Source organism: Rhizobacter sp. P1_G5, from assembly GCF_056405435.1.
On sequence record NZ_JBFUCB010000266.1, the window covers coordinates 1 to 7,721 of the forward strand.

The following is a 7,721-nucleotide window of genomic DNA, read 5'->3' on the forward strand; positions in this document are numbered from 1 at the left end:
CGTGCAGCACGTTCGCGCCGAGCACCAGGTCGTAGCCGCCGGCCGCGAAGCCTTGCCCGGCCGGCGCACGGCCGATGTCGAGCAGCTCGTAGCGCATGAAGCCGTGCGATGCGAACTTCTCGCGGGCGCGGTTCAGGAACAGCGGCGAGACGTCGGTGAAGGTGTAGTCGATGCGCACCCCGCCCTGCACCGGCAGCGCCGGCAGCACGTGGCTGGTCGTGCTGCCGGTGCCGGCGCCGATCTCCAGCACGCGCAGCGGCCGCCCGGCCGGCCACGCGGCGGCCAGCGCGCGCACCGTCTCGGCGATCACGCCGTTGTAGGTCTTCGCGGGCGGCGAGTTCTGGTACAGCCGCTCGGTGTCGGCCAGCGAGCCGCCGGGGAACAGCAGCGCGAGCGGATCGGCCCGGCCGCGCAGCACCGCGGCCAGTTCGTGGCCGCAGCGGCGCGTGAGCACCAGCTCGGCCTCGCCTTCCGGGTGCCGCGCGAGCAGGCCGTCGGCGAGCGTTTCGGGGTCGCTCTCGTCCGGGGTGCGGCGCACGACCCAGGTGGCGCCGTCGCGCACCAGGATGCCGTCTTCGGCCAGGATCGCGAGCATCCGCTGCACGAGCCGGGCGTGCGCCGGCAGCGTATCGAAGCGCGCCGGGTCGATCGCGGTGGCCGGCGCGAAGCTGCAGCCGAGCAGGCGCAGTGCGCGCACGACGTAAGCCGCCGCGAGCTGGTCCAGCCCGGTCAGGAAGTCCGCATACCCATCGAGGCCGTTCTGCGCGGCCAGCGTGTCGATGCGCGGGAGCACGCGCGTGGCGAGCTGGGCGGGAGCGAGCGGCTGCAGCGCCGGGCGCTCGGACTCGCGCCAGACGATCTCGTGCAGCATCTTCTGCACGCTGGGCGCCAGGCCGCTTGCCGATGCGGTGTTCTGCTCGGGGCGCAGCCTGAACGGGGAGTTGTCCGCGAACGCGGGCCAGTAGCGCTCGCGCTGGAACGGGTAGCTCGGCAACGGCACGCGCCGGCCGCCGCGGCCGGCGTCGAAGCCCTGCCAGTCGATCTCGACGCCCTGCACGTACAGCGCCGCGAGGCTGTCCAGCATCTGCTCGCTGTCGGGCTTGCCGCGCCGCAGCGACGGCAGCCAGCCGCCGCGCTCCGGCAGGCAGGCGCGGCCCAGCCCGAGCAGCGTCGGGTGCGGACCGATCTCCAGGAACAGCTCGCAGCCGGCATCGGCCAGCGACTGCATGGCCGGCGCGAAGCGCACCGCGGCCATCACGTGCTCGCGCCAGTAGGTCGGGTTGGCGATCTCGTGGCCGATCAAGCGCCCGGTGACGTTGGAGACCAGGTCGATGCGCGGCGCGCTGTAGTGGATCGCCTGCAGCACCTCGCCGAAGGCATCGAGCATCGGCGCCATCAGCGGCGAGTGGAACGCATGCGAGACCTTCAGCCGCGTGACGACCAGGCCCGCGGCCTGCAGCTGCGTGGCGATCGCGTCGACCGCCATCGCGAGGCCCGAGATCACGACGTTGTCGGGCCCGTTCACCGCGGCCACCGAGACCTCGCGGCGCCACGGCGCCAGCACGTCGGCGATGCGCGCTTCGTTCGCCATCACCGCGAGCATCGCGCCGTTGCGCGGCAGCGCGCCCATCAGCCGGCCGCGTTCGGCGATCAGGCGCAGCGCGTCTTCCAGGCTGAACACGCCGGCGATGCAGGCCGCGACGACCTCGCCGACGCTGTGCCCCATCACCGCCTGCGGCTGCACGCCCCACGACATCCACAGCGTGGCCAGCGCGTACTCGACGGCGAACAGCGCCGGCTGCGTGTACTCGGTGTCGTCGAGCGGCGCCCCATCGCGGAACAGCACGTCGAGCAAGGGCATCGGCAACTGCAGTCCCGCGGCGCAGCGATCGAGCGCATCGCGGAACACCGGTTCGCTGTCATACAGGCCCCGTGCCATGCCGATCGATTGCGAACCCTGGCCGGTGAACAGGAACGCGAGCTTCGGCGGCCGCGCCGGCGCGGTGCCGGCGAGCACGCCCGCGACCTCCTCGCCGGACAGCCAGGCCGACAGGCGTTGCCGCGCGTCGGCCGGTGTCGCGGCGCTCACCGCGAGCCGCTGCGCGAAACGCGCGCGGCCGGTGTTCGCGCTGAAGGCCAGGTCGGCGAGCGGCGCGCCGTCCGCCAGCAACGGCAGGTGCTGCTGCACCAGTTCGCGCAGCGCCGCCGGCTGGCGCGCCGACAGCGTCAGCAGTTGCAGCGGCCGCGGATTCGATGTGATGCGCTCCACCTGCGGCGCCTGGGCCATCACCAGGTGCACGTTGGTGCCGCTGAAACCGAACGAGCTGACGCCCCCGATGCGCTGGGCCTGAGCCGGCCACGGTCCGAGCGCCGTCGGCACGCGCACCGGCAGCTCGTCCCACGGGATGAACGGATTCGGTTGCTGCAGGTGGATCTGCCCCGGCACCTGCGCCTGCTGCAGCGCCATCGCCATCTTGATCACCGCGGCGACGCCGGCCGCGGCCTCCAGGTGGCCGACGTTCGCCTTCACCGAACCGAGCAGCAGCGGCGCGCCGGCCGCGCGGCCTTCACCCATCACCGCGCCGAGCGCCTGCACCTCGATCGGGTCGCCGAGCGAGGTGCCGGTGCCGTGCGCCTCGACGACGCCGACCTCGGCCGGCAGCACGCGCGCATCGGCCAGCGCGTCGCGCAGCACGGCCTCCTGCGACGGGCCGTTCGGCGCGGTCAGCCCGTTGCTGCGGCCGTCCTGGTTGGCGGCCGAGCCGCGGATCAGCGCGATCACGGTGTCGCCATCGGCCTGCGCATCGGCCAGCCGCTTCAGCACCAGCAGCCCGCAGCCCTCGCCGCGCACGAAGCCGTCGGCGCGCGCGTCGAAGGCCTTGCAGCGGCCGTCCGGCGCCATCATGTGCGAGCGCGACAGCGCGACCGTGATCTCCGGACTCAGCACCAGGTTGACGCCGCCCGCCAGCGCCTGGTCGCATTCGCCGCGGCGCAGGCTGTGCACCGCCTGGTGGATCGCCACCATCGACGACGAGCAGGCGGTGTCGACCGAGACGCTCGGCCCGCGCACACCGAGCACGTACGAGAGCCGGCCCGACGCGATGCTGTGCGCGATGCCCGATGCGGTGTAGGCGTCGTAGCTGTCGACGCCGCCCTGGCGCAGCAGTTGCCAGTAGTCGCCGGCCGACATGCCGACGAACACGCCGGTGCGGCTGCCGGCCACGCGCTCGGGGTTGATGCCGGCGTGTTCCAGCGCCTGCCAGGCCACCTCGAGCAGCAGGCGCTGCTGCGGGTCCATGCTGAGCGCCTCGCGCGGCGAGACGCCGAAGAAGTGCGCGTCGAAGCCGTCGACCGGGCCGACGAAGCCGCCGAAGCGGGTGTTCATCGTACCGGGGTGGTCGGGATCGGCGTCGAACCAGTCGTCGATGGCCCAGCGTTCGGCGGGCACCTCGGTGATGGCGTCGACGCCGTCGCGCACCAGCGCCCAGAATTTCTCCGCCGTGTCGGCGCCGCCGGGGAAGCGGCAGCCGATGCCGACGATCGCGATCGGCTGGTGCGCCGCCGCTTCGAGTTCCTGCACGCGCTGCTGCAGCTCGTCGGCCAGCAACGCGAGGCGCTTCGGCGAGAAATGGCTGATGCGTTCCAGGAAATCGGACATTCAGGGCCTCTTCAGTTTCTTGGCGAACATCGCCTCGACTTCTTCGTCGCTCATCTCGTCGAGCGCACCGACCGCGTCGACCGGCTTCGCCTCGGCCACGGGCGCAGCGGGCACGGCCAGCGCTTCGAGGTAGGCCGCCAGCGCCTCCAGCGTCGGGTGGTCGAACACCAGCGTCGCCGGCAGGCTGCGTGCCAGGCCGAGCCCGGTGCCGAGCCGGTTGCGCAGCTCCACCGCCATCAGCGAATCGAGCCCGAGCTCGTTGAGCGGCTGGCGCGGGTCGATCGCCAGTGCGCTCGGCGCATCGACCACCCGCGCGACGTGCTCGGCGACGAAGCCCAGCAGCCGCTCGCGGCGGCGTTGCGGCGTGGCCTGCTTCAGCTCGTCGATCAGCGCGGCGCCGGCCGCCACTGCGGGCTTCGCGTCGGCATGCTTCGCGCCGGGCTTCCCTGCGCCTTTCGCGTGCTCGGTGAAATGCGCGACGAAGCGGCCATGCGCATCGCCACCCGCCAGGAACCGCTCCCAGCGCACCGGGAACACCCCCGCATGGGCTGCCTCGGCGCGCATCAGCTTCTCCAGCAGTTCAAGCCCGTGCGTCGGCGTGATCACGTCGATGCCGCGCGCGGCCACGCGCTGGTCCACCTGGCGATCGGCCGCGGCGCCGACCTCGCTCCAGGCGCCCCAGCTGATGCTGAGCCCGGGCAGCCCGAGCGCGCGCCGGTGCGCGGCCAGCGCATCCATGAACGCATTCGCCGCCGCATGGTTCGCCTGGCCGCGCGAGCCGAGCACCGAGGYCATCGACGAATACAGCACGAAGAAGTCCAGCGGCTCGCCGCGCGTCAGCACATGCAGCGCCCAGCTGCCGTCGAGCTTGGGGCCCAGCGGGCGCACGAAGCGCGGCCAGTCCTGCTGCAGCAAGGCGCCGTCTTCCAGCACGCCGGCCGAATGGATCACGCCGCGCAACGGCTGCCCGCCGCGCGCGATGCCGTCGAGCACGCGGGCGACCTCGTCGGCGCGCGACATGTCGGCCTGCACCGCCTGCACCTGCGCGCCCTGCGCCCGCATCGCATCGAGCGTGGCCTGCGCCGCCGGCGACGCCGCGCGCCGGCCGACCAGCACCAGGTGGCGTGCCCCCCGCTCGACCAGCCGACCGGCCGTCAGCAGCCCGAGGCCCGACAGCCCGCCGGTGACGAGGTAGACACCGCGCGGCGTCAGCGCCTGCAGCGAGGCCTGCAGCGCATCGTGCTGCGTCAGCACGACCTTGCCGGTGTGCCGCGCCTGCGCCATGAAGCGGAAGGCCTCGCCGCCACGCTGCAGCGGGAACGCATGCAGCGGCAGCGGCTTCAGCTCGCCACGCTGCACCGCGCCCATCACGTCGGCGAACAGCGCCTGCGCCGCCGCCGGGTCCTGGTAGCGCTGGGCGTTCAGGTCGATCGCGTGGTAGCGCGCCTGCGGGCGCAGTTCGCGGAACTGCGACAGGCTCCAGATGTCGCGCTTGCCGATTTCCAGGAAGCTGCCTTGCGCCGACAGGCTGCGCACGCTGGCCGGGATGAATTCGCCGGCCAGCGAGTTCAGCACCAGGTCGACGCCGCGGCCGTCGGTCAGGCGCGCGATCTCGGCTTCGAAGTCGAGCGTGCGCGAGTTCAGCACATGTGCCGCGCCGTGCGCGCGCAGCAGCGCGCGCTTCGCGTCGCTGCCGGCCGTCGCGAAGACAGTCGCACCGGCGCGCTGCGCGATCTGCAGCGCGGCCATGCCGACGCCGCCGGCGGCCGCATGGATCAGCACCGTCATGCCGGCGCGGATGCCGCCCAGCATGTGAAGCGCGTGCCACGCGGTCATCAGTGCGAACGGCAGCGTCGCGCCCTCGGCATAGCCGATGCCGCGCGGCAACGGCGCCACATGCTGCGCGCCGGTCGTCATGAAGCTCGCGAAGCAGGCCTCGCCGGTCGCGACCACCGCATCGCCGATCGCGAAGCCTTCGACACCCTCGCCGAGCGCGACGACGGTGCCGGTGCATTCGCCGCCCAGCGGCTCCGGGTCGGCGCGCAGTGCGACGGCATTCATGATGTCGCGGAAGTTCAGGCCCGCCACGCGCACGCGGATCTCGACCTCACCGGGGCCGGGCGCGCGGCGCGTCATCGGCAGCAGCGGCATCTCGTCGAACACGCCGCTGGCGGCCTTCTCGAGTCGCACCGGCACCGGCTCGAATGGCTCGGCGCTGCCGTGCACCAGCCGCGCGACGAAGGCCTTGCCGCCACGCAGCGCGAGTTGCGGCTCGTCGCCGTCGGCGCCGATGGCTTGCCACAACGCGCCGGCGTCATCGTTGCCATCGAGGTCGATGCGGGTCGCGCGCAGTTCCGGGTGTTCGAGCGCGACGACCTTCGCGAAGCCCCACACCGGCGCCTGCAGCGGGTTCGGCACATCGCCCTCGCCCACCGGCTGCGCGCCGCGCGTCGCGATCCACAGCCGCGGCGTCGTGCCGGCCGCGAACGACTGCGCGCCGAGCGCCTGCACCAGCTTCAGCAGCGAGCCGAGGCTCGCGCGCTGCGTGTCGATCAGCGAAGCGGCCGACCGGGCATCCGGCACCGCGAGTTCGAGCGCGCCGAGGTGGACGATGCCGCGCAGGGGGCGCCCCACGAGCAGGCTGGCCGGCTCGGCATCGGCCGACGCGATCGTCACCTCGTGACCCTCGGCACGCATCCGCGCCGCCAGCGCCTCGCCGACGCCGCTGCGGTCGCCGACCAGCAGCCAGCCCGACGCCGGCACGGCATCCACCGCCTGCACCGGCCGCCGCGCGGCCAGCAGCACCTCGCGCGAATTCGGCTGCGGCGCATCGATCGCCGCGGCCTCGAAGCCGAGTTCGTCGAGCAGCGCCAGCCAGYGTGCGCGCGACAGCAGCGGGTAGGCCGGCCGCAGCGCGCTGTCGGTGAAGCGCCACCAGCCGTCGGTCAGCCCGAAGGTGATGTCGATCCAGCGCTCCATGCCCGCCACCTCGAGCATCAGCAGCGTGCCGCCGGGCGCGAGCACCTGGCGGACCTGGCCGAGGGTGCGGGCGAGGTCGGCCGTCGCGTGGATCACGTTGGCCGCGATCACGAGGTCGAAGTGCTGCCCCGCCAGCTGCGCCGCCAGCGAGCCCTCCAGGTCCAGCGGCTGGAAGCGCATGAACGGGTGCACGCCGAAGCGTTCGCGGGCACGGGCCACCATCAGCGGGCCGATGTCGGTGAACAGGTAGTCGCAGCGGTCGGCCGGCAGCATCGGCGCGACCCATGCCGTGGTGCCGCCGGTGCCGCCGCCCACTTCGAGGATGCGCAGCCGCTGCCCGGCCGGCAGCCGTGCGAGGGCGGCGCGCACGGTCTCGCGCAGCAGCTGGTTGTAGGCCTTGGCCTCGGGCGCATCGCGGTACAGCGCCTCGGCCAGCTCGGCCGAGCCGTTCGGGAACAGCTGGTGCAGCGGGTCGGCGCGGCCGGCCAGGATGTCGGCCAGCACCGCGCCGCAGTTCGCGGTCAGCATGATGCGCGGGCGCGAGGCCGGGTGGCATTGCACCAGCGGCGCGACGCGCTGCGCCGGGTCGGAGACCGGGTGCCAGTTCGCGACCGTGTATGCATCACCGTCGTGGCGCAGCCAGCCATCCTCGGCCAGGATCGCGAGCAGCCGCGGCAACAGCCGGTGGTAGCGCGGCGCGAGCTTCAGGCGCTGCGCCAACTCGTCCGACTGCACGCGTTCGCCTGTGGCCGGCGACCAGCCGAGTTCGACGAGTGCGCGCGCGATCCACGCCGCGCTCATCGCTTCGAGCGCGACGAAGGCCTGCTGGTAGTCGGCCAGGTCGTGCTCGCGCGACAGGTCGTCGAGGCGCGGCCCGGCCTGCGCGGCGAGTTCGGCCGGCGTCGGCAGCCAGCGGGCGTCCGGCACCGGCTCCCACGCGATGCGGTAGACCGGCTCGTCGATCGCCGCCGTGGACACCGCGGCGGCGCGCAGCGCGATGCCGTGCATCGTCGCGACGGTGCCGTGCGTGTCGAACAGCACCAGCTCGGCCTTCAGCGTGTCGGCGCTGCCGCCGGGCGTGATG

Annotated in this window: 2 protein-coding genes; both read right to left on the minus strand. The window is 73.4% G+C overall.

The genetic code is table 11. From position 1 onward, the window contains the following. Window positions 1-3,658 (minus strand): type I polyketide synthase (locus AC1D12_RS18325; RefSeq protein ID WP_477842070.1); only part of this gene is annotated, 3,658 nt, incomplete at its 3' end. Continuing rightward, a partial coding sequence (locus AC1D12_RS18330; protein WP_477842072.1) for an SDR family NAD(P)-dependent oxidoreductase occupies window positions 3,659-7,721 on the minus strand: 4,063 nt, incomplete at its 5' end.